Genomic DNA, 20,797 nt, shown 5'->3' with positions numbered 1-20,797 from the left:
GCCGGAGATGCACCTACATTTTGTCGAGCAGCTTTTTCACATCTTTGCCGCTCTGGCGATCTTTATTACGGTCAGCCCAGTCATTCAGCCGACGTTTCGCTTCATCCTGCAAATGCTTACGCAACAACTGATCGACCTGCAAACTGTAGTGAAGCGACTGCCACTGACCGTAGACGGTGAGCGGGATTGGCGTATTTTTCAGGAAATCGATCAACGCCCCGTCGCCCTGCCAGCCTTGCAGAACGCGCACGTTAAAGCGCGTATCCGTCTGCTCTTTCACCAGGTCCATTTGCCCTTCGCCGGTCAGCGACAATACCGCAGAACTACCCTGCATATTGCTGAAGGTCATTTGCCCTTCATCCAGTGCAATGTCAGTCGTGAAATCATCCAGCCGCGTGGCGGTATCATCGTTTTCCTGCGTCTGCACATCGCTGCTGCGCGCCACCGCCTGTTGGATTAACTGCTGGAAGTTCAGCCCTTCCATGCGGCTGTTTTTCAGATCGACATGCGCTTCGCCCTGCCAGTGGCGGCGGAAATTATCCGCATCAATGCGTGGACCCGAGAAATCCCCCGCCAGCGTCAGGCTGCCCGTTAGCGCGATAGGATAATTAAAGGCTTTAAGGATATTGCCGATTTCCACGTCATCCAGTCGCGGCTGGAAAACGGCCCGGGACTGCTCACCGCGCACATCCAGCGTCCCCGGCAAGGCAATGCGCCCGTTGCCCATTTTCCCTTCCAGCGTCGGGATCGTGAGCAAGCCAAGCTGGTTAGCAAATTGCCCATTGACGTCGTTAAACGTCATCCCACGCCAGCGCAGCGTCTTCGCCGTCACGCCGACCTGCGCCACAAAGCCGCGTAAGCCATTGTACTCTGGCATATCCTGACTGTTGGCAATCACCGGTCTTGGCAACCGGTTCTGCGTCTGCTGCCCCTGTTGCTGAACATCGCTGCTGGCGGCTTCGCTGGTTTCCGGGGCCAGTAAATTATCCAGGTTGAGGGTGTCAAAATTCAAATCAAGCGCCCAGACGGGCTGAGCGGCAAAGGTCACGCTACCATTACCGGTAAAAGCGCTGTCGTTAGCACTCAGGCTCAGGTTGCTCAGTGTGAGACGACGCTGTGCGCCCTGCCACTGCGCCTGTAAGCGCCCTTCCCCGGTAATTCCCTGCGACGGCACATCGCCGCCTTGCAGTTGCCATTTCAGGCTATCTACCACGGCATTCAGGTTGTGCGGGTAGTCCTGCGCATCGACTTTCGCACTCAGGGAGAGCGTCAAATCGCGCTGGTTGCGGTTAACGCGCCCGGAGAAATCAAGAGACGCCTGATGCTGCGCATCCTGCTCCATTTGCAGGCGAATATCGCGCACCGTTATCGGATCATCATCATCATGCTGGAACACCAGCACGCTATCCGCCACCTGCAAACCGGCAATATCCCATGACCAGCCGCGATCATCTGCCACATCTGGCAGCGCGTTCTCTTTCGGCGCCACCGGGGCATCTTTTTGCACCGCCGCTTTGCTTTGCGGGGTCAACTGAATGATGGCCCCTTTCAGCAGCACCTGTTTGACTTGCAACTGATGCGACAGCAATGGCCATAACGCCACATCAAGACGCATATTGTCGGCTTTAACCACCGCCGTTTGCGCTCCCGGGGCGGTTAAAGTCATCCGCCCGGACAGAATGCTAAGCTGCGGCCAGACGTGCCAGCGCAGCGGGCCATCAAGCTGTAACTGATAGCCGCTACGCGCCTCGACCTGGCGCACCATATACGCACGAAAATCGTTGGGATTTACCAGCAATACCAACGCCGACAGGCCGGCAACCAACACGACCAGTAAAATCATCAGCGTGGTTAACACTCTTCTCATGGCATCCTCAGTGGGCTTACGTCACTCAGTCTTTGTCAATGCGGCTGGCGACCGCGCCTTGCTGATCGCGATATTTCGCGTCTTCGCGGCGGTTATAGGGGCGATCGGCCGGGCCCGACAGCGGCTCAAAGCTCAATGCGCCGATCAGCATGCCAGGACGCAGCGCCAGCGGCAATTTACCGGAGTTGTAAAACTCCAGCACAATACAACCCGACCAGCCGGGATCGATGCGGTGCGCGGTAACGTGCACCATCAGCCCCAAACGGGCCAGCGACGAACGACCATCCAGCCAGCCGACCAAATCCGCAGGCAAGGTAACGGACTCATAGGTTACCGCCAGCGCCAGCTCGCCGGGATGCAGGTAAAACGCCTCGCCGTCGGCGAGCACGATCTCGTCGCTCATCACGCGATCAAGCGCAGCGCTGACTTCGTGTTTTGGGCCGCTTAAATCAATAAATGCCGCCGTATGGCCACTGAATGTGCGGAATTTGTTGCCAAGGCGGACATCCACCGTAGCGCCATTAATACGCTCTACCGGGGGACGCGGGGTAATAGCAAGGCGGCCTTGATCCAACCAGGCTTCAATATCGCGGTCACAAAGACGCATGGCACATTCTCCTTTTGGTGCGATATCCCCCTGAAGATTCCTCAGGGGGCAGCGGTTAATACTGAGTGTTACAGCCTAACATGTATTATTCAAAAAATTGGCTGATTTTGGCTTTCAGGATATCAATGGCGATGCGGTTTTTGCCCCCGCGCGGCACGATGATATCAGCGTACTGCTTGGAAGGTTCAATAAACTGCAGGAACATCGGACGTACGGTTTTTTGATACTGCGCCATCACCGAGTCCATCGAACGCCCACGCTCATTCACGTCGCGCTTAATACGGCGCATCAGGCAGATATCCAGTGGGGTATCAACAAAAATAGAGAAGTTCATTTCACCGCGCAGGCGCGAATCGGTCAGTAGCAGGATCCCTTCCAGGATGATGACTTTTTTCGGTTCGATGAGGATCGTTTCAGCAGTGCGGGTATGTTCTACGTAGCTGTAAACGGGCAACTCAATGGCTTCGCCGCGTTTAATGGATTGTAAATGCTGGAATAACAGACTGTGATCCATCGCGCTGGGATGGTCATAGTTGGTTTTTACGCGCTCTTCCATCGACAAATGGCTTTGATCTTTGTAGTAACTGTCTTCCGGAATAACGCCAATATGTTCATCACCAACCTGTTCGCGCAGTTCGCGATAAAGCGTACTGGCAATGAGACTTTTACCTGAAGCGGATGCGCCGGCGATGCCGATAATGACGCACTGATGGGACTTATCAGTCATAAATTTAGCGACCTGATTAACCTGGATGTAAAGGAAGGACGACGCCAAGGCGTCAAACGCGGCAATTATAGGGATTTCGTGGTCGCTATACCAGTCGAATACGCGCAGGAGGGATGGCGCTCGCAAAGTGGTTTATTTTTGCTTTTCCTGCTGACTATTCGCAAATTAAAACGCTCACAAATGAAGCGTGACGCGCCTTTTTTCTACGGACTAAGTAATTAATAACACTATGATGTCAAATTATGAGCGCCCGCCATAGGAATTGTAAATTGTTTGTACTAGCATAATCCGAAATTCAAATTTATACGTCCGGACTCCGTTCCCGACGGCACAGGGTTTGCGGACTAAGCGGTAAATGAAGAAACACTACCAGCGCGTTTTGGTTACCACTCCATATCCTGGACTGCGACTCATCAGTTTAGGGCTGCTTTCTTTTATCTTTACCCTGTTCTCGCTGGAGCTGATTCGTTTTGGCACCGCCATCGCGCCACTGTGGTTACCTACCGCTATTATGACCGTGGCGTTTTACCGTCACGCCGGGCGGATGTGGCCCGGTATCGCGCTCGCCTGTACGCTGGGCAATGTCGCTGCGACGATTTTTCTTTTTTCCCCCGACTTTGTCGATCTCCGCTATACCGCCATCAACATTGTGGAAGCGGTGATCGGCGCGATACTGCTGCGTAAACTGCTGCCCTGGTATAACCCATTACAAAATCTCAACGACTGGGTGCGTCTGGCGATTGGCAGCGCGCTCATCCCCCCGCTGATCGGCGGTCTGCTGGCCTGTATCGTGGTGCCGGGCGACAATCTCCTGCGCACCTTCCTGGTATGGGTACTGTCGGAGTCGATTGGCGCGCTGGCGCTGGTGCCGCTGGGCCTGCTATTTAAAGCGCACTATTTATTGCGCCACCGTAAACCGCAACTGCTGCTGGAGACCCTCGCCACCCTGGTGGTGACGCTGGCGCTAAGCTGGCTGGCGCTGCATTATCTGCCCTGGCCCTTCACCGCAGTGATCGTCCTGTTGATGTGGAGCGCAGTACGCCTGCCGCGCGTAGAAGCGTTTTTGGTCTTCCTCTGCACCGTGATGATGGTTTCGCTGATCATCGCCCTGAACCCCGTTCTCATTAAGGGCGCAGGCAATGGGGTGATGATGAACGCCCCCTGGCTGCCGTTCCTGATGATCTTACTGCCCGTGAACGTCATGACCATGGTGATGTATGCCTTCCGCGCAGAACGCAAGCATATCACCGAAAGCGAAGAGCGTTTTCGCAACGCCATGGAGTACGCCACCATCGGTATGGCGCTGGTGGGGACCGACGGGCAATGGCTACAGGCGAACAAAGCGCTGTGCCAATTCCTCGGTTACAGCCAGGACGAATTGCGCTTAATGAACTTTCAGCAGCTCACCTGGCCGGAAGATCTCAATGCCGACCTTGAACAGCTTGGACAACTGGCGCGCGGTGAAATCTCCAGCTACTCCATGGAGAAGCGTTATTACACGCGCAATGGCGATTTAGTCTGGGCGCTGCTTGCCGTTTCTGTGGTACGGCACGCTGACGGTACGCCGCTCTACTATATCGTCCAGATTGAAGACATTAACGATCTCAAACAGACCGAATGGGTCAACAAACGCCTGATGGAACGTATTACCCTGGCGAATGAGGCGGGGGGAATCGGCATCTGGGAGTGGGAACTGGAGCCGGACATCATCAGTTGGGATAAGCGGATGTTCGAAATGTATGAAGTCCCTTCGCACATCAAACCCACCTGGCAGCTCTGGTACGAGCGCATCCTGCCGGAAGACCGGGCGGAGACCGAGCGTGTCATCCGTGATTCGCTGGTCGCACGTATCGCCTTTAAGCTGGAGTTTCGTATCAGCGTAAAAGGCGGCATACGCCATATCCGCACCCTGGCGAACCGCGTTCTGGGTAAAAGCGGCGACGTTGAACGCCTGCTTGGCGTCAATATGGATATGACCGAGGTCAAGCAGCTTAACGACGCGCTGTTTCAGGAGAAAGAGCGCCTGCATATCACGCTCGATTCCATCGGCGAAGCGGTGCTCTGTACCGATGTGGAAATGAACGTCACCTTTATGAACCCGGTGGCAGAGAAAATGAGCGGCTGGTCGCAGGAACAGGCGATGGGGCAGCCGCTGCTGACCGTTCTGCGCATCACCTTTGGCAGCAACGGCCCGGTGATGGAGAATATTCACAGCGGCGATATGTCACGCTCAGATATCGAGCAGGATGTGGTACTGCATTGTCGAACAGGTGGTAACTTCGATATTCATTACAGCATTACGCCACTGAGCACACTGGACGGGCAAAATATCGGCTCGGTGCTGGTTATTCAGGACGTGACCGAATCACGTAAGATGCTGCGTCAGCTCAGCTACAGCGCATCACACGACGCCCTCACTCATCTGGCGAACCGGGTCAGTTTCGAAAACCACCTGAAACGTCTGCTGGTGACCGTGCAGGAGTTCCGCCAGCGTCACGCGCTGGTCTTTATCGATCTCGACCGTTTTAAAGCGGTCAACGACAGCGCCGGGCACGCGGCCGGTGACGCGCTGCTGCGCGAGATTTCCTCGCTGATGCTCAGCATGTTGCGTTCCACCGATATTCTCGCCCGCCTTGGCGGTGATGAGTTTGGCCTGCTGCTTCCTGACGCGAACATTGAGAGCGCACGGTATATTGCCGGGCGCATTGTTGAATCCATCAACGAGTATCGCTTTGTATGGGAAGGGCGCGAGCACCGTATTGGCGCCAGTTCCGGCATCACCCTCATTGACGACACCAATCATCAACTGACCGATGTGATGTCACAGGCGGATATCGCCCTGTATGCGTCGAAGAATAACGGTCGCGGCATGGTGACGGTGTACGAGCCGCAGCAAGGCATGCAGCCCCACGAACGCAGCATGATGTCGCTGGATGAGCAGTGGCGGATGATCAAAGACAACCATCTGCTGCTGATTGCCCGCGGCGTGGCGTCTCCGCGCGTGCCGGAAGCCTGTAACTTCTGGCTTCTCTCCCTGCGGTTGTGGACCAGCGAGGGCGACGTCATGGAAGAACACGCCTTCCGCTCCGGCTTAAATGAGCCTGAGTTGATCCGCGCCCTCGATCGCCGGGTCTTTCACGAATTTTTCCGCAATCATGCGACCGCCGTTGCCGGTAAAGGCCTCGGCATCGCCCTGCCCCTTTCCGTCGCCGGATTGGGCAGTACCCCGCTGGTGGACGAATTACTCGATTTGCTGGCGCGCGGGCCGATGCCAGGACGCCTGTTGCATCTGGTGATCCATGCCGATGCGTTAATGCGTGAAGGTGCAACCATTATTGATAACCTGAAGCGTCTGCGCCATGCAGGCTGCCGGATTATCCTCAGCCATATTGGCCATGACCTGGAAGTCTTTAACCACCTCACGCCGCACATGGCCGACTACCTGCTGCTGGAGCCGGAACTGGTGACCAATGTCCACGGCAATCTGATGGATGAGATGATGGTGACCATTATTCAGGGGCATGCCCAGCGTCTTGGCCTGAAGAGCATTGCCGGCCCGACCAGCCAGCCGCTGATGATGGACACCTTGTCCGGTATCGGTATTGATATGATTTATGGCGATATTATCTCGCAGGCGCAGCCGTTGGATTTGCTGCTGAATACCAGTTATTTCGCGATAAATTAATACGCAGAACGACGCAATCTTATCGTCGCGCCGGAGAAAACAAGGCGCCATTGCCGCAGGCAGTCAGCGCACTGCCCGAGGCAAAACGGCAAGAAAACAGCCTTACTTTTTCAACGGCTCCCAGCCCTCTGTATACCAGATATGCAGCAACGCATACGACCGCCACGGCTGCCAGCGCTCGGCATAACGGCGGGTTTGTGCAGGCGTCATCCCGGCAAAACGTTGCTTGATCAGGTAATCGTCCGGCAGAAAAATGTCCGTCGCCTGCCAGCCGCGCAGGGCAAAATAGCTGGCGGTCCAGCGCCCGATGCCGGGAAACGTTTGCAGCATCTTCACCCCCTGCTCAACATCTTCTGGCGGGGTCAGCGGCAACAGACCCTCGCAGGCGGACTGAGCGAGAAAAATTAACGCCTGCGCACGCTTCAGCGGCATACCGAGCGCTTTCAGATCCTGCGGATCGGCGTTTGCCAGTTGCTGCGCCGTCGGGAAACAGATGAAGCCCGGCGCGTCCGCCAGCGGTTCGCCGTAACGTTGCGCGACTTTTGCCGTCAGCTTCGCCGCCATCGCTACGCTAACCAGTTGCCCCAGAATCGCCCGTACGCCTTGTTCAAAGGGATCCATACATCCCGGCAAGCGCAAACCAGGGCGCGCCTCGCCCAGTTCCCCCAGCGCAGCGCCGATTGCCTGCGGATCGCACTGCAAATCGAACAAACAGGCCAGCCGTTGCAAACAGTGTTCCGCCACCGGCTGCAATCCGTCGCTTAGCGTAACCGTTAAGGTCGCCGTCGCATCATCCGGTTCGGCGGTGATCACACCGCGATGCCCGGCGCAGGCATAGGACCGGACATAGCGCCCATCACGAATCGCCTCGACGCCCGCCACCGCACGCGCCCCTAAAAATCCCAACATCCACGCCCAGTCATAAGGCGGCTGCCAGCGCAATTTATACATAGTGACTCCTGACGATTAACGCTAACAGCATAAACAACTCAGGCAATCTCCGCCTTGCTTTCATATTCCGGTTGTCGCCCGCCGCGCATTCGGCTAAAGTCGCCCCCCTTCTTCACTGGCATGGGGATAAAAACGTGTTTGTAGGTTTTGACTACGGTACCGCGAACTGCTCGGTAGCCGTGATGCGCGATGGCGCACCGCAATTATTGACCATGGAAAATAACAGCTCGCTGTTGCCGTCCATGTTGTGCGCACCCACGCGCGAAGCCGTCAGCGAATGGCTGTACCGCCATCATCAGGTTCCGGCAACGGGAAGCGAAACCCAGGCGCTGCTGCGTCGGGCGGTGAGCTTTAACCGCGAGGAAGATATTGAGGTCGCCGCCAACAGCGTGCAGTTCGGTCTGGCGTCACTACGCCAGTACGTGAGCGATCCGCAAGAGGTGTACTTTGTTAAATCACCGAAATCGTTCCTCGGCGCCAGCGGTCTGAAACCGCAGCAGATTGCCCTGTTCGAAGATCTGGTCTGCGCCATGATGCTGCATATTCGCCAGCAGGCGGAGTCACAGCTACCGCAGGCGATTGATCAGGCGGTGATCGGTCGCCCGATTAACTTCCAGGGGCTGGGGGGCGATGAAGCAAACGCACAAGCGCAGGGGATCCTTGAACGTGCGGCAAAACGCGCCGGTTTCCGGGATGTGGTGTTTCAGTACGAGCCGGTTGCCGCAGGGCTGGATTTTGAAGCGACGCTGAGCACGGAAAAACGCGTGCTGGTGGTGGATATCGGCGGCGGCACCACCGACTGCTCGCTGCTGTTGATGGGACCGCAATGGCGCGAGAAGCAAGAGCGCGCCGCCAGCCTGCTCGGTCACAGCGGTTGCCGCGTCGGCGGTAACGATCTCGACATTGCGCTGGCGTTTAAAAACCTGATGCCATTACTCGGCATGGGCGGGCAAACAGAGAAAGGCATCGCGCTGCCGATCCTCCCCTGGTGGAACGCCGTCGCCATCAACGATGTCCCGGCGCAAACCGAGTTCTACAGCGCAGCCAATGGTCGTTTGCTCAACGATTTGCTGCGTGATGCCCTCGATGCCGACAAAGTCGCCTTACTGCTGAAAGTCTGGCGTCAGCGTCTGAGCTATCGCCTGGTACGCAGCGCGGAGGAGAGCAAAATCGCCCTCTCCGAACAGCCGCAAACCCTCACGCAGTTGCCGTTTATCAGCGACAACCTGGCCGCGGCAATCAGCCAGCAGGGGCTGGAAGCGGCGCTCAGCCAGCCGTTACAGCGTATTCTGGAGCAGGTGCAACTGGCGCTGGAGAGCGGTCAGGAGACACCGGAGGTGATTTATCTCACTGGCGGTAGCGCCCGTTCGCCAATTATCAAAAAAGCGCTGGCGGAAACCCTGCCGGGTATCCCGATCGCCGGGGGCGACGACTTCGGTTCCGTTACCGCCGGTCTCGCACGTTGGGCGCAGGTATTGTTCCGTTAATCTTCTGCCGGGTGTCCCTCACCCGGCATTATTTTCTCCGCCATAATCGCCTTATCGCAAATTACCATTCCTGACAAACGTTTCCAGACAGTGTTTCATTTTTCCTCCATTTTTCTACGGCATACCGTTACTAAACTAGTATTATTCCGGCAACGGTTTTCAGGATGAGATACGCATTACGATGAAAGGCAGTGTTACGTTTCGCCGCGCAATTGTCGCGGCCGTGGTCATCGCGGCGATCGGCGCCGCCTGGTATCACTTCAGTCATAAAGACGCCTCTTCCACCGCGACCGGGCAAGCCGCTTCCCAGGAACCGGGGCCCGGCGGACCGGGTGGCGGACCTGGCGGCGGTGGACGTCACGGTATGCGTGGCGGAGCATTGCCGCCCGTGCAGGCGGCTGTCGCCACGACAGAGTCCGTGCCGCGTTATCTCTCCGGTCTTGGCACCATTACCGCCGTGAACACCGTAACAGTGCGCAGCCGCGTCAGCGGTCAGTTGCTGGCCCTTCACTTTCAGGAAGGTCAACAGGTGAAGGCGGGCGACCTGCTGGCGGAAATCGATCCGAGCGAATTCAAGGTCTCGCTGGCACAAGCGCAGGGCCAACTGGCGAAAGATAAAGCCACGCTGGCCAATGCCCGTCGCGATCTCGCCCGTTACCAACAACTGGTGAAAACCAGCCTCGTCTCCCGCCAGGATCTTGATGCACAGCAAGCGCTGGTCAGCGAGTCCGAAGGGACGGTAAAAGCCGATGAAGCGTCTGTCGCCAGTGCGCAGCTTCAGCTCGACTGGAGCCGCATCACCGCGCCCATCTCCGGTCGTGTCGGTTTAAAACAGGTGGATATCGGCAACCAGATCACCAGCAGCGACACCACCGGCATTGTGGTGTTGACGCAAACACACCCGATAGATCTGGTCTTCACGCTGCCGGAAAGCGATATCGCCACCGTGGTGCAGGCGCAAAAAGCCGGACAATCGCTGGCCGTCGAAGCCTGGGATCGCACCAACAAACAGAAGTTGAGTACCGGCGCGCTGCTCAGTCTGGATAACCAGATTGATACCACCACCGGCACCATCAAGCTTAAAGCGCGCTTTAACAATCAGGATGACGCGCTGTTCCCGAACCAGTTCGTCAACGCCCGGATGCTGGTCGCCACCGAGCAGAATGCCGTGGTGATCCCGGCCGCCGCCCTGCAAATGGGTAATGAAGGCAACTTCGTCTGGGTGCTGAACGACAAAAGTCAGGTCAGCAAACACATTGTCACACCGGGTATTCAGGACAGCCAGAAGGTGGTCATTGCCGCCGGGCTATCCGCCGGGGATCGCGTGGTCACTGACGGTATCGACCGCCTGACCGAAGGCGCAAAAGTAGAAGTAGTAGAGGCAAAAAGCGCACAGGAGATGCCGGCGAAACGTGAACATCCGGCCAAAGGAGCGCAGTCCTGATGCAACTGCTCCCGCCAGGCAGAACGGGCGGCCCTTCCCGCCTGTTTATTATGCGTCCTGTCGCCACCACGCTTCTGATGGTGGCGATCCTGCTTGCCGGTATTATCGGCTATCGCTTTCTGCCGGTTTCCGCCTTACCGGAAGTGGATTACCCCACCATTCAGGTCGTCACCCTCTACCCTGGCGCCAGCCCGGATGTGATGACGTCGGCAGTCACCGCCCCGCTGGAGCGCCAGTTCGGCCAGATGTCCGGCCTGAAACAGATGGCCTCGCAGAGCTCGGGCGGCGCGTCGGTGGTTACGCTGCAATTCCAGTTAACCCTGCCGCTGGACGTGGCCGAGCAGGAAGTGCAGGCGGCGATCAATGCCGCCAACAGCCTGCTGCCGACGGACTTACCTAACCCACCGGTGTACAGCAAGGTGAATCCGGCGGATCCGCCAATTATGACGCTGGCAGTCACCTCTTCCGCAATGCCAATGACCCAGGTGGAAGATATGGTGGAAACCCGGGTCGCCCAAAAAATTTCCCAGGTGTCTGGCGTCGGTCTGGTGACACTGTCCGGCGGTCAGCGCCCGGCGGTACGCGTTAAGCTGAATGCACAAGCGGTTGCGGCGCTCGGGTTGACCAGCGAAACCATCCGTACCGCCATCAGCAATGCGAACGTCAACTCAGCGAAAGGCAGCCTGGACGGCCCGGCACGGGCGGTCACGCTGTCTGCCAACGATCAAATGCAGTCGGCGCAAGAGTATCGCCAGTTGATCATTGCCTACCAGAACGGCGCGCCAATCCGCCTGGGCGATATCGCCACCGTTGAACAGGGCGCGGAAAATAGCTGGCTGGGCGCGTGGGCCAATAAACAGCAGGCGATTGTGATGAACGTCCAGCGTCAGCCGGGTGCCAACATCATTAATACCGCAGATAGCATCCGCACACTGTTGCCACAACTGACCGAAAGCCTGCCGAAGTCGGTGACCGTTAAGGTGCTCTCTGACCGCACCACCAACATTCGCGCGTCGGTAAGCGATACGCAGTTTGAACTGATGCTGGCGATTGCGCTGGTGGTGATGATCATCTATCTGTTCCTGCGAAATATTCCCGCCACCATTATTCCGGGTGTCGCCGTTCCGCTGTCGCTGGTGGGCACATTTGCCGCGATGGTGTTTCTTGATTTCTCTATCAATAACCTGACGCTGATGGCGCTAACCATCGCCACGGGGTTTGTGGTGGATGATGCCATCGTGGTGATTGAGAACATCTCGCGCTATATCGAGAAAGGCGAAAAACCGCTGGCCGCCGCGTTGAAAGGGGCGGGTGAGATTGGCTTTACCATTATCTCCCTCACCTTTTCACTGATTGCAGTGCTGATCCCGCTGCTGTTTATGGGCGATATCGTCGGCCGCCTGTTCCGCGAGTTCGCCGTTACGCTGGCGATAGCGATCCTGATCTCCGCCATTGTCTCTCTGACGCTGACGCCCATGATGTGCGCACGCATGCTGAGCGCCGAGTCTCTGCGCAAGCAGAATCGCTTTTCTCGTGCATCCGAACGTTTCTTTGAGCGCGTGATTGCCGGTTACGGGCGTTTGCTGAGCAAAGTGCTGAACCACCCGTGGCTGACACTGAGCGTGGCGATCGGCACGTTGCTGCTGTCCGTGATGCTGTGGATTGTGATTCCGAAAGGCTTCTTCCCGGTGCAGGATAACGGCATCATCCAGGGAACCTTACAAGCGCCGCAGTCGGCCTCGTTTGCCAGCATGGCGGAGCGCCAGCGCCAGGTGGCGGATGTGATTCTGCGCGATCCGGCGGTGGAAAGCCTGACCTCGTTTGTTGGTGTCGATGGCACAAACCCTTCACTGAACAGCGCGCGTCTGCAAATCAACCTCAAGCCGCTGGATGAGCGTGACGACCGCGTTCAGCCGGTGATCGAACGGTTGCAACAGGCAGTGGCGAACGTACCGGGCGTGTCGCTTTACCTGCAACCAATCCAGGATTTGACCATCGATACGCAGGTTAGCCGCACGCAATATCAGTTCACGCTCCAGGCAAACTCGCTGGATGCCCTCAGTACCTGGGTACCGCAACTGGTCAGCAAACTCCAGGCGTTGCCGCAGCTATCCGATGTCAGCAGCGACTGGCAGGACAAAGGGCTGGTGGCGTATGTCAACGTTGACCGCGACAGCGCCAGTCGTCTGGGCATCACCATGTCGGATGTGGACAATGCGCTGTACAACGCCTTTGGTCAGCGATTGATTTCAACCATTTACACCCAGGCGAATCAGTATCGCGTGGTGCTGGAACACGATACCGCGCAAACGCCAGGCCTGTCGGCGCTGGATAACGTACGCCTCACCAGTTCCGATGGCGGTGTGGTGCCCCTCTCGTCGATTGCGAAAGTCGAGCAGCGCTATGCCCCGCTGAGTATCAACCACCTGGATCAATTCCCCTCCACGACCATCTCCTTTAACGTCGCGGACGGTTATTCGCTGGGAGATGCGGTGCAGGCAGTGATGGAGAGTGAAAAAACGCTCAACTTCCCGACCTCGATCACCACACAGTTCCAGGGAAGTACGCTGGCGTTCCAGGCCGCGCTTGGCAGTACCGTCTGGCTGATTGTGGCCGCTGTGGCGGCGATGTACATCGTGCTCGGCGTGCTGTATGAGAGCTTTATTCACCCCATTACGATTCTGTCGACACTGCCCACAGCGGGCGTGGGCGCACTGCTGGCGTTGCTGATTTCCGGGAGCGAGCTGGATGTGATTGCCATCATCGGCATCATTCTGTTGATCGGGATTGTGAAGAAAAACGCCATCATGATGATCGACTTTGCCCTCGCCGCCGAACGCGAAGAGGGGATGTCGCCGCGCGATGCCATTTTCCAGGCCTGCCTGCTGCGTTTTCGCCCGATTCTGATGACCACGCTGGCCGCCCTGCTGGGTGCGCTGCCTTTGATGCTGAGTACCGGTGTTGGCGCGGAGTTACGCCGCCCGCTGGGGATTGGCATGGTCGGCGGGCTGCTGGTCAGCCAGGTGCTGACGCTGTTCACCACGCCGGTTATCTACCTGCTGTTTGACCGACTGGCATTGTGGGCAAAACAGCGTTTCCCCCGGCATGAGGAGGAGGCGTAAGTGAAGTTTTTCGCCCTCTTCATTTACCGCCCGGTGGCGACGATCCTGATCTCACTGGCCATCACCCTGTGCGGCATACTCGGCTTCCGGTTGTTGCCGGTCGCCCCGCTGCCGCAGGTAGATTTTCCGGTGATCATGGTCAGCGCATCGCTCTCCGGGGCATCGCCGGAAACCATGGCGTCATCGATCGCCACCCCGCTGGAACGCTCGCTCGGGCGCATTGCCGGGGTCAGCGAAATGACCTCCACCAGCTCGCTGGGCAGTACGCGTATTATTCTGGAGTTTAACTTCGACCGCGATATCAACGGTGCCGCGCGCGATGTGCAAGCGGCGATAAACGCAGCGCAAAGTTTGCTGCCAAGCGGTATGTCAAGCCGACCGACCTATCGCAAGGCTAACCCGTCCGATGCGCCGATTATGATCCTGACGCTAACGTCGGACACCTATTCGCAGGGCGAGCTGTACGATTTTGCCTCCACGCAACTGGCGCAAACCATCGCGCAGATTCAGGGTGTGGGGGATGTGGACGTTGGCGGGAGTTCCCTGCCTGCAGTGCGCGTTGGGTTGAACCCACAGGCGCTGTTTAACCAGGGCGTATCGCTGGATTCCGTTCGCACCGCTATCAGCAACGCCAACGTGCGGCGACCGCAAGGTGCGGTGGAAGATACCGCGCACCGCTGGCAGGTACAAACCAACGATGCGTTGAAAACCGCCGCCGAATACCGACCGTTGATCATTCATTACAAAAACGGCTCGGCGGTGCGTTTAAGCGATGTCGCAACGGTCAACGATTCGGTGCAGGATGTTCGCAACGCCGGGATGACCAACGCCAAACCGGCGATTTTGCTGATGATCCGCAAATTACCGGAAGCCAATATCATCGAGACCGTGGACAGCATTCGCGCCCGTTTACCCGGTTTGCAAAAGACCATTCCGGCGGCCATCGATTTACAAATTGCCCAGGATCGCTCCCCCACTATCCGCGCCTCGCTGGCGGAAGTGGAGCAGACCTTAGTGATCTCTGTGGCACTGGTGATCCTTGTGGTGTTCCTGTTCCTGCGCTCCGGCAGAGCGACGCTGATCCCGGCAGTGGCCGTGCCGGTTTCGCTGATCGGCACGTTTGCCGCTATGTACCTGTGCGGATTCAGCCTCAATAACCTGTCGCTGATGGCGCTGACCATTGCCACCGGTTTTGTGGTGGATGACGCGATTGTGGTGCTGGAGAATATCTCGCGGCACCTTGAAGCGGGAACAAAACCGCTTCAGGCCGCGCTTCAGGGGACACGGGAAGTGGGCTTTACCGTTCTCTCCATGAGCGTCTCGCTGGTGGCGGTGTTCCTGCCGTTGCTGCTGATGGCCGGTTTACCCGGTCGACTGTTACGGGAGTTCGCCGTCACGCTGTCCGTGGCGATTGGCATTTCGCTGGCCATCTCCCTGACATTAACGCCAATGATGTGCGGCTGGCTGCTGAAGAGCCATAAACCTCGCGAACGCACCCGCGAACGCGGCGTGGGCCGCCTGTTGATTGCGCTGCAACAGCAGTATGCGCGCTCGCTGAAATGGGTGCTTAACCATGCCCGCCTCGTCGGCCTGGTGCTGCTTGCCACCATCGCGCTGAATATCTGGATGTACATCACCATACCCAAAACCTTCTTCCCGGAGCAAGACACCGGCGTGCTGATGGGCGGCATCCAGGCGGATCAGAGCATCTCCTTCCAGGCGATGCGCGTGAAGTTGCAGGATTTTATGAAAATCATCCGCGACGATCCGGCAGTGGACAATGTCACCGGCTTTACCGGCGGCTCGCGGGTAAACAGCGGCATGATGTTTATTACGCTGAAATCCCGCGGTGTGCGCCATGAAACCGCCCAGCAGGTGATTGATCGCCTGCGCGGCAAACTGGCGAAAGAGCCGGGCGCCAGCCTGTTTTTAGTGGCCGTGCAGGACATTCGCGTTGGCGGTCGGCAGGCGAACGCCAGTTACCAGTACTCGCTGCTGTCGGATGATCTCAGCGCCCTGCGTGAGTGGGAGCCGAAGATCCGTAAAGCCCTCGCCGCCCTGCCGCAACTGGCAGACGTCAACTCCGATCAGCAGGATAACGGGGCAGAGATGAACCTGGTTTACGATCGCGCCACCATGTCGCGTCTCGGGATCAGCGTCGAAGAGACCAACAGCCTGCTCAATAACGCCTTCGGCCAGCGGCAGATTTCGACTATCTACCAGCCGTTAAACCAGTACAAAGTGGTGATGGAAGTCGATCCGCGTTACACCCAGGACGTTAGCGCACTGGATAAAATGTATGTGATTAACAGCGAGGGCAAATCGATCCCGCTCTCCTACTTCGCCCACTGGCTTCCGGCCAACGCGCCGCTGTCGGTGAATCATCAGGGTTTATCCGCCGCGTCGACCATCTCCTTTAACCTGCCGACCGGGTCGTCGTTATCGGAAGCCAGCGATGCGATCAACCGCGCAATGACCCAACTGGGCGTGCCTTCAACCGTGCGCGGTAGCTTTGCCGGTACCGCGCAGATCTTCCAGCAAACCATGAACTCACAGGTGATCCTGATTCTGGCGGCGATCGCGACGGTCTATATCGTGCTGGGGATCCTCTATGAAAGCTATGTGCATCCGCTGACCATTCTCTCGACGCTGCCCTCGGCGGGCGTGGGCGCGTTGCTGGCGCTGGAGCTGTTTAACGCGCCCTTTAGCTTGATTGCGCTTATCGGCATTATGTTGCTGATCGGGATTGTGAAGAAAAATGCCATTATGATGGTCGACTTCGCCCTTGAAGCGCAGCGTCAGGGTAACCTTAGCGCAGAAGACGCTATCTTCCAGGCCTGTTTGTTGCGTTTTCGCCCCATCATGATGACCACGCTGGCGGCGCTGTTTGGCGCGCTGCCGCTGGTTATCTCCGGCGGCGACGGTTCCGAATTGCGTCAGCCTCTCGGTATCACTATCGTGGGCGGTCTGGTGATGAGCCAGTTGCTGACCCTGTACACAACGCCGGTGGTCTATCTGTTCTTCGACCGTCTGCGCATGCGTTTTAGCCGTAAAGAGAGAGAGCCAGTTAGTGAATGAATGAACTACCCAAAAACATCCGCTGGCAACTATGGATCGTCGCCTTTGGCTTTTTTATGCAGTCGCTGGATACCACTATTGTGAACACCGCCCTCCCCTCGATGGCGAAAAGTCTGGGGGAGAGTCCGCTGCACATGCATATGGTGGTGGTGTCCTATGTGCTGACGGTAGCCGTCATGCTGCCGGCCAGCGGCTGGCTGGCGGATCGGGTAGGCGTGCGCAACATCTTTTTTATCGCCATTGTGCTGTTCACGACCGGCTCACTGTTTTGCGCGCAGGCTTCCACGCTGGACCAACTGGTTATGGCCCGCGTGCTGCAAGGGGTTGGCGGCGCGATGATGGTGCCGGTCGGCAGGCTGACAGTGATGAAAATCGTCCCGCGCGATCACTATATGGCGGCGATGACCTTTGTCACGCTGCCGGGGCAGATTGGCCCGCTGGTCGGCCCGGCGCTGGGCGGGATTCTGGTGGAGTATGCCTCCTGGCACTGGATCTTCCTGATTAATCTGCCGGTGGGGATCATCGGAGCTATCGCCACCCTGAGCCTGATGCCGAACTACACCCTGCAAACCCGCCGCTTTGATATGGTGGGATTTGTGCTGTTGGCCTGCGGCATGGCGACGCTGACGCTGGCGCTCGACGGGCATAAAGGTCTGGGGCTGTCGCCGTGGATGTTGGGCCTGCTGGTAGGCGTTGGCGCGGTAGCGCTTATTACCTATCTGCTGCATGCAAAAGGCAACGATGGCGCATTGTTTAACCTGCGCCTGTTCCGCACACCTTCGTTCTCGCTCGGGCTATCGGGCAGTTTCGCCGGGCGTATAGGTAGCGGCATGCTGCCGTTTATGACACCGGTATTTTTGCAAATCGGCCTCGGGTTTTCGCCTTTTCACGCCGGGTTAATGATGATCCCGATGGTGCTGGGCAGCATGGGCATGAAACGCATTGTCGTGCAGGTGGTGAACCGGTTCGGTTACCGCCGGGTGCTGGTCTGCTCCACGCTGGGCCTTGCATTGATAAGCCTGCTGTTTATGACCACCGCCCTGCTGGGCTGGTACTACGTGCTACCGGTGGTGCTGTTCTGCCAGGGGATGATCAACTCCATGCGTTTCTCCTCAATGAATACCCTGACGCTGAAAGATCTGCCGGATGAGCTGGCCAGCAGCGGCAACAGCCTGCTGTCGATGGTGATGCAACTGTCGATGAGTATCGGCGTGACCGTTGCCGGGTTGCTGTTGGGCTTATTTGGTTCGCAGCATTTGTCGGCGGACAGCGGCGTGGCGCACCACGTTTTTCTTTACGCTTACCTCAGTATGGCGGTGGTGATTGCACTTCCGGCGTTACTCTTTGCCCGCGTCCCGGATGACGCCAGCAAAAACGTCGTCATTGCCCGTCGCAAAAGGAGAGAATCATGACATTCTGGCGGCCGGGCATCACGGCCAAGCTGTTTCTGGCTATTTTAACCACCTGCATTGTGTTGCTCATCACTATGCACTGGGCGGTGCGCATCAGCTTCGAACGCGGCTTTATCGACTATATCAAGCGCGGTAACGAACAGCGTTTGCAGATGCTGAGCGACTCGCTGGCCGAACAATATGCCCAGAATGGTAGCTGGCAGTTTTTGCGCAATAACGATCGGGTCATTTTTCAGATCCTGCGCTCGTTCGAAAGAGATAATGAGCACGAAGATGATCGCGCTGGCGGGCCAGGTCGTAATAATGGCGGGCCTGGCATGGATCACGAAATGCCCCCCCGCCCCGACGGTGAACCGGAGCGCGAACCGGGCCCACCAGGTCCACCGGGAGGGCCGCCAGGCATGCCTCCGCACGGCTGGCGCACCCTGTTCTGGGTGGTTGATCAACAATCCCAGGTGCTGGTAGGGCCACGCTCACCGGTGCCGGAGGATGGCACACGCCGGGCGATTGTGGTGAATAACCAACAGGTCGGCTGGGTGATCGCTTCACCGATTGAGCGCCTGACGCGCAATACCGATATTAATTTTGATCGCCAACAACGGCGCACCAGTTGGCTAATTGTCGGGCTTGCCACCTTGCTGGCCGCTATCGCAACCTTCCCGCTGGCCAGGGGCTTGCTGGCACCGGTCAAACGGCTGGTCGAAGGGACGCATAAGCTGGCTTCCGGGGATTTCACCACCCGTGTCACCCCCGGTAGCCATGATGAATTAGGCCGGCTGGCGCGGGACTTTAACCAGCTCGCCAGCACGCTGGAAAAAAACCAGCAGATGCGTCGCGATTTTATGGCGGACATCTCCCATGAACTGCGGACACCGCTGGCGGTATTGCGCGGCGAGCTGGAAGCGATACAGGACGGCGTACGGCAATTCACCCCGGAGTCGGTGGCATCCTTGCAGGCGGAGGTCGGCACACTCACTAAACTGGTGAACGACCTGCACCAGCTTTCGATGTCCGATGAAGGCGCGCTGGCGTATCAGCGCACGCCGGTGGATGTGATAACACTGCTGGAGATTGCAGCAGGCGCATTCCGCGAGCGTTTCGCCAGCCGCAACCTGACCCTGTCGCTTGAAGCACCGGCGCGCGCCACGGTCTTTGGCGATCCCGATCGCCTGATGCAGCTCTTCAATAACCTGCTGGAAAACAGCCTGCGCTATACCGACGGCGGTGGCCGTACACATATTCAGGCCACCACCGAGGATGGCAAGCTGGTAATGCGTTTTGCCGACAGCGCTCCCGGTGTGAACGATGAGCAACTTAAGCGTCTGTTTGAGCGCTTTTATCGCACTGAGGGTTCACGCAACCGCGCCAGCGGCGGTTCAGGTCTGGGGCTGGCTATCTGTTTGAATATTGTGGAAGCGCACGGTGGCGCTATCCATGCCGCGCACTCGCCTTTTGGCGGGGTTAGCATTACAGTTGAACTACCGCTTGAACGCGAAAAATCGAGAGACGTATGACAGAGTTACCGATTGACGAAAACACGCCACGCATTCTGATCGTGGAAGATGAACCCAAGCTTGGGCAGTTGTTGATCGATTACCTGCGGGCGGCAAGCTACGCGCCAGCGCTGATCAATCACGGCGACCAGGTGCTTCCTTATGTTCGACAGACGCCGCCAGATTTGATCCTGCTCGACTTGATGCTGCCCGGCACAGACGGCCTGACGCTGTGCCGTGAAATTCGCCGTTTCTCCAATGTCCCCATCATTATGGTGACAGCGAAAATCGAAGAGATTGACCGCCTGCTGGGGCTGGAAATTGGCGCGGATGACTATATCTGCAAACCGTACAGCCCACGTGAAGTGGTGGCCCGGGTGAAAACCATTCTGCGTCGCTGCAAGCCGCAGCGTGAACTGCAAGCAATGGACGATGAAAGCCCGCTGATTGTCGATGAGGGGCGTTTCCAGGCAAGCTGGCACAACAAACTGCTGGATCTGACGCCTGCCGAGTTCCGCCTGCTGAAAACCCTCTCCAGCGAACCGGGTAAGGTCTTCTCCCGCGAACAGTTGCTTAATCATCTGTACGATGACTACCGCGTAGTGACCGACCGTACTATCGATAGCCATATCAAAAACCTGCGTCGCAAACTGGAAGCGCTGGACGAAGAGCAATCCTTTATCCGCGCGGTCTATGGCGTGGGCTATCGCTGGGAAGCGGATGCCTGCAAACTGGCGTAACCGCGTGTGTCGGGCGGAGTTAACCGCCCGGCACTCGCTTATTTGCGCGCCAGTGCTGTAAACGCTTCTTTAACCCCTTTCACCTGATTGCGCCCCATCAGTTCTCTCTCCACAGCAAACCGGCTGACCGTGCAGCTTCCCCCGTCTGCCCCATCTTTACTGGTAGGGTATTTGCCCGCGAACA

At 57.7% G+C, this 20,797-nt stretch carries 12 protein-coding genes; 8 read left to right on the top strand and 4 right to left on the bottom strand.

Going from position 1 to position 20,797, the window contains the following annotated elements; genetic code table 11:
• Positions 1-13: 13 nt before the first annotated feature.
• The 3 genes from asmA to udk all read right to left on the bottom strand — a co-directional run bounded on the left by asmA (position 14) and on the right by udk (position 3,201).
• Positions 14-1,867 carry an outer membrane assembly protein AsmA gene (gene asmA, locus N7922_RS08865; protein ID WP_263100175.1) on the bottom strand — a complete coding sequence of 618 codons (1,854 nt, stop codon included), beginning with the start codon at positions 1,865-1,867 and terminating at the stop codon, positions 14-16.
• A 25-nt stretch (positions 1,868-1,892) separates the two neighbouring features.
• A complete protein-coding gene (dcd, locus tag N7922_RS08860; protein ID WP_061494054.1) occupies positions 1,893-2,474 on the bottom strand; it encodes a dCTP deaminase in 582 nt (193 codons plus the stop codon).
• Positions 2,475-2,559: 85 nt separating this feature from the next.
• Entirely contained in the window at positions 2,560-3,201 is a 642-nt protein-coding gene (gene udk, locus N7922_RS08855; protein ID WP_061494053.1) for a uridine kinase, read from the bottom strand.
• A gap of 355 nt (positions 3,202-3,556) precedes the next feature.
• On the opposite strand from udk, the gene N7922_RS08850 reads away from it, so the two are divergent.
• Positions 3,557-6,886, top strand: coding sequence for a diguanylate cyclase (locus tag N7922_RS08850; protein ID WP_263100174.1), 3,330 nt, complete (start codon positions 3,557-3,559; stop codon positions 6,884-6,886).
• 102 nt (positions 6,887-6,988) lie between these two features.
• Here N7922_RS08850 and alkA read toward each other — a convergent pair whose 3' ends face one another.
• A complete protein-coding gene (gene alkA / locus N7922_RS08845; RefSeq protein WP_263100173.1) occupies positions 6,989-7,837 on the bottom strand; it encodes a DNA-3-methyladenine glycosylase 2 in 849 nt (282 codons plus the stop codon).
• 134 nt (positions 7,838-7,971) lie between these two features.
• On the opposite strand from alkA, the gene yegD reads away from it, so the two are divergent.
• From yegD to baeR, 7 genes are all read left to right on the top strand, one after another.
• On the top strand, positions 7,972-9,324 hold the full coding sequence (gene yegD / locus N7922_RS08840; protein WP_263100172.1) for a molecular chaperone: 1,353 nt from the start codon (positions 7,972-7,974) through the stop codon (positions 9,322-9,324).
• A gap of 181 nt (positions 9,325-9,505) precedes the next feature.
• A complete protein-coding gene (locus N7922_RS08835) occupies positions 9,506-10,768 on the top strand; it encodes an MdtA/MuxA family multidrug efflux RND transporter periplasmic adaptor subunit (RefSeq protein ID WP_263100171.1) in 1,263 nt (420 codons plus the stop codon).
• A complete protein-coding gene (locus tag N7922_RS08830) occupies positions 10,768-13,890 on the top strand; it encodes an MdtB/MuxB family multidrug efflux RND transporter permease subunit (RefSeq protein WP_263100169.1) in 3,123 nt (1,040 codons plus the stop codon). The genes N7922_RS08835 and N7922_RS08830 overlap by 1 nt, the downstream gene beginning before the upstream one ends.
• Positions 13,891-16,968: a multidrug efflux RND transporter permease subunit MdtC gene (gene mdtC / locus N7922_RS08825; RefSeq protein WP_263100168.1), complete on the top strand. Its 3,078-nt coding sequence runs from the start codon at positions 13,891-13,893 to the stop codon at positions 16,966-16,968.
• Positions 16,965-18,380, top strand: coding sequence for an MFS transporter (locus N7922_RS08820; RefSeq protein WP_263100167.1), 1,416 nt, complete (start codon positions 16,965-16,967; stop codon positions 18,378-18,380). The genes mdtC and N7922_RS08820 overlap by 4 nt, the downstream gene beginning before the upstream one ends.
• Complete coding sequence (gene baeS / locus N7922_RS08815) at positions 18,377-19,894, top strand: two-component system sensor histidine kinase BaeS (RefSeq protein ID WP_263100166.1); 1,518 nt, start codon at positions 18,377-18,379, stop codon at positions 19,892-19,894. Before N7922_RS08820 ends, baeS begins: the two co-directional genes overlap by 4 nt.
• Positions 19,891-20,613: a two-component system response regulator BaeR gene (baeR, locus tag N7922_RS08810; RefSeq protein WP_263100165.1), complete on the top strand. Its 723-nt coding sequence runs from the start codon at positions 19,891-19,893 to the stop codon at positions 20,611-20,613. Before baeS ends, baeR begins: the two co-directional genes overlap by 4 nt.
• Positions 20,614-20,797 lie beyond the last annotated feature (184 nt).

The sequence above is a fragment of the Kosakonia sp. ML.JS2a genome (genome assembly GCF_025642095.1).
Taxonomy (GTDB): Bacteria; Pseudomonadota; Gammaproteobacteria; order Enterobacterales; family Enterobacteriaceae.
This window is presented reverse-complemented; position numbering and strand designations above follow the sequence as displayed.

What these genes read in the sequence shown, in the direction of transcription:
- asmA (WP_263100175.1), bottom strand. Translation starts at nt 1,867, where the DNA reads ATGAGAAGAGTGTTAACCACGCTGATGATTTTACTGGTCGTGTTGGTT.
- dcd (WP_061494054.1), bottom strand. Translation starts at nt 2,474, where the DNA reads ATGCGTCTTTGTGACCGCGATATTGAAGCCTGGTTGGATCAAGGCCGC.
- udk (WP_061494053.1), bottom strand. Translation starts at nt 3,201, where the DNA reads ATGACTGATAAGTCCCATCAGTGCGTCATTATCGGCATCGCCGGCGCA.
- N7922_RS08850 (WP_263100174.1), top strand. Translation starts at nt 3,557, where the DNA reads ATGAAGAAACACTACCAGCGCGTTTTGGTTACCACTCCATATCCTGGA.
- alkA (WP_263100173.1), bottom strand. Translation starts at nt 7,837, where the DNA reads ATGTATAAATTGCGCTGGCAGCCGCCTTATGACTGGGCGTGGATGTTG.
- N7922_RS08835 (WP_263100171.1), top strand. Translation starts at nt 9,506, where the DNA reads ATGAAAGGCAGTGTTACGTTTCGCCGCGCAATTGTCGCGGCCGTGGTC.
- N7922_RS08830 (WP_263100169.1), top strand. Translation starts at nt 10,768, where the DNA reads ATGCAACTGCTCCCGCCAGGCAGAACGGGCGGCCCTTCCCGCCTGTTT.
- N7922_RS08820 (WP_263100167.1), top strand. Translation starts at nt 16,965, where the DNA reads ATGAATGAACTACCCAAAAACATCCGCTGGCAACTATGGATCGTCGCC.
- baeS (WP_263100166.1), top strand. Translation starts at nt 18,377, where the DNA reads ATGACATTCTGGCGGCCGGGCATCACGGCCAAGCTGTTTCTGGCTATT.
- baeR (WP_263100165.1), top strand. Translation starts at nt 19,891, where the DNA reads ATGACAGAGTTACCGATTGACGAAAACACGCCACGCATTCTGATCGTG.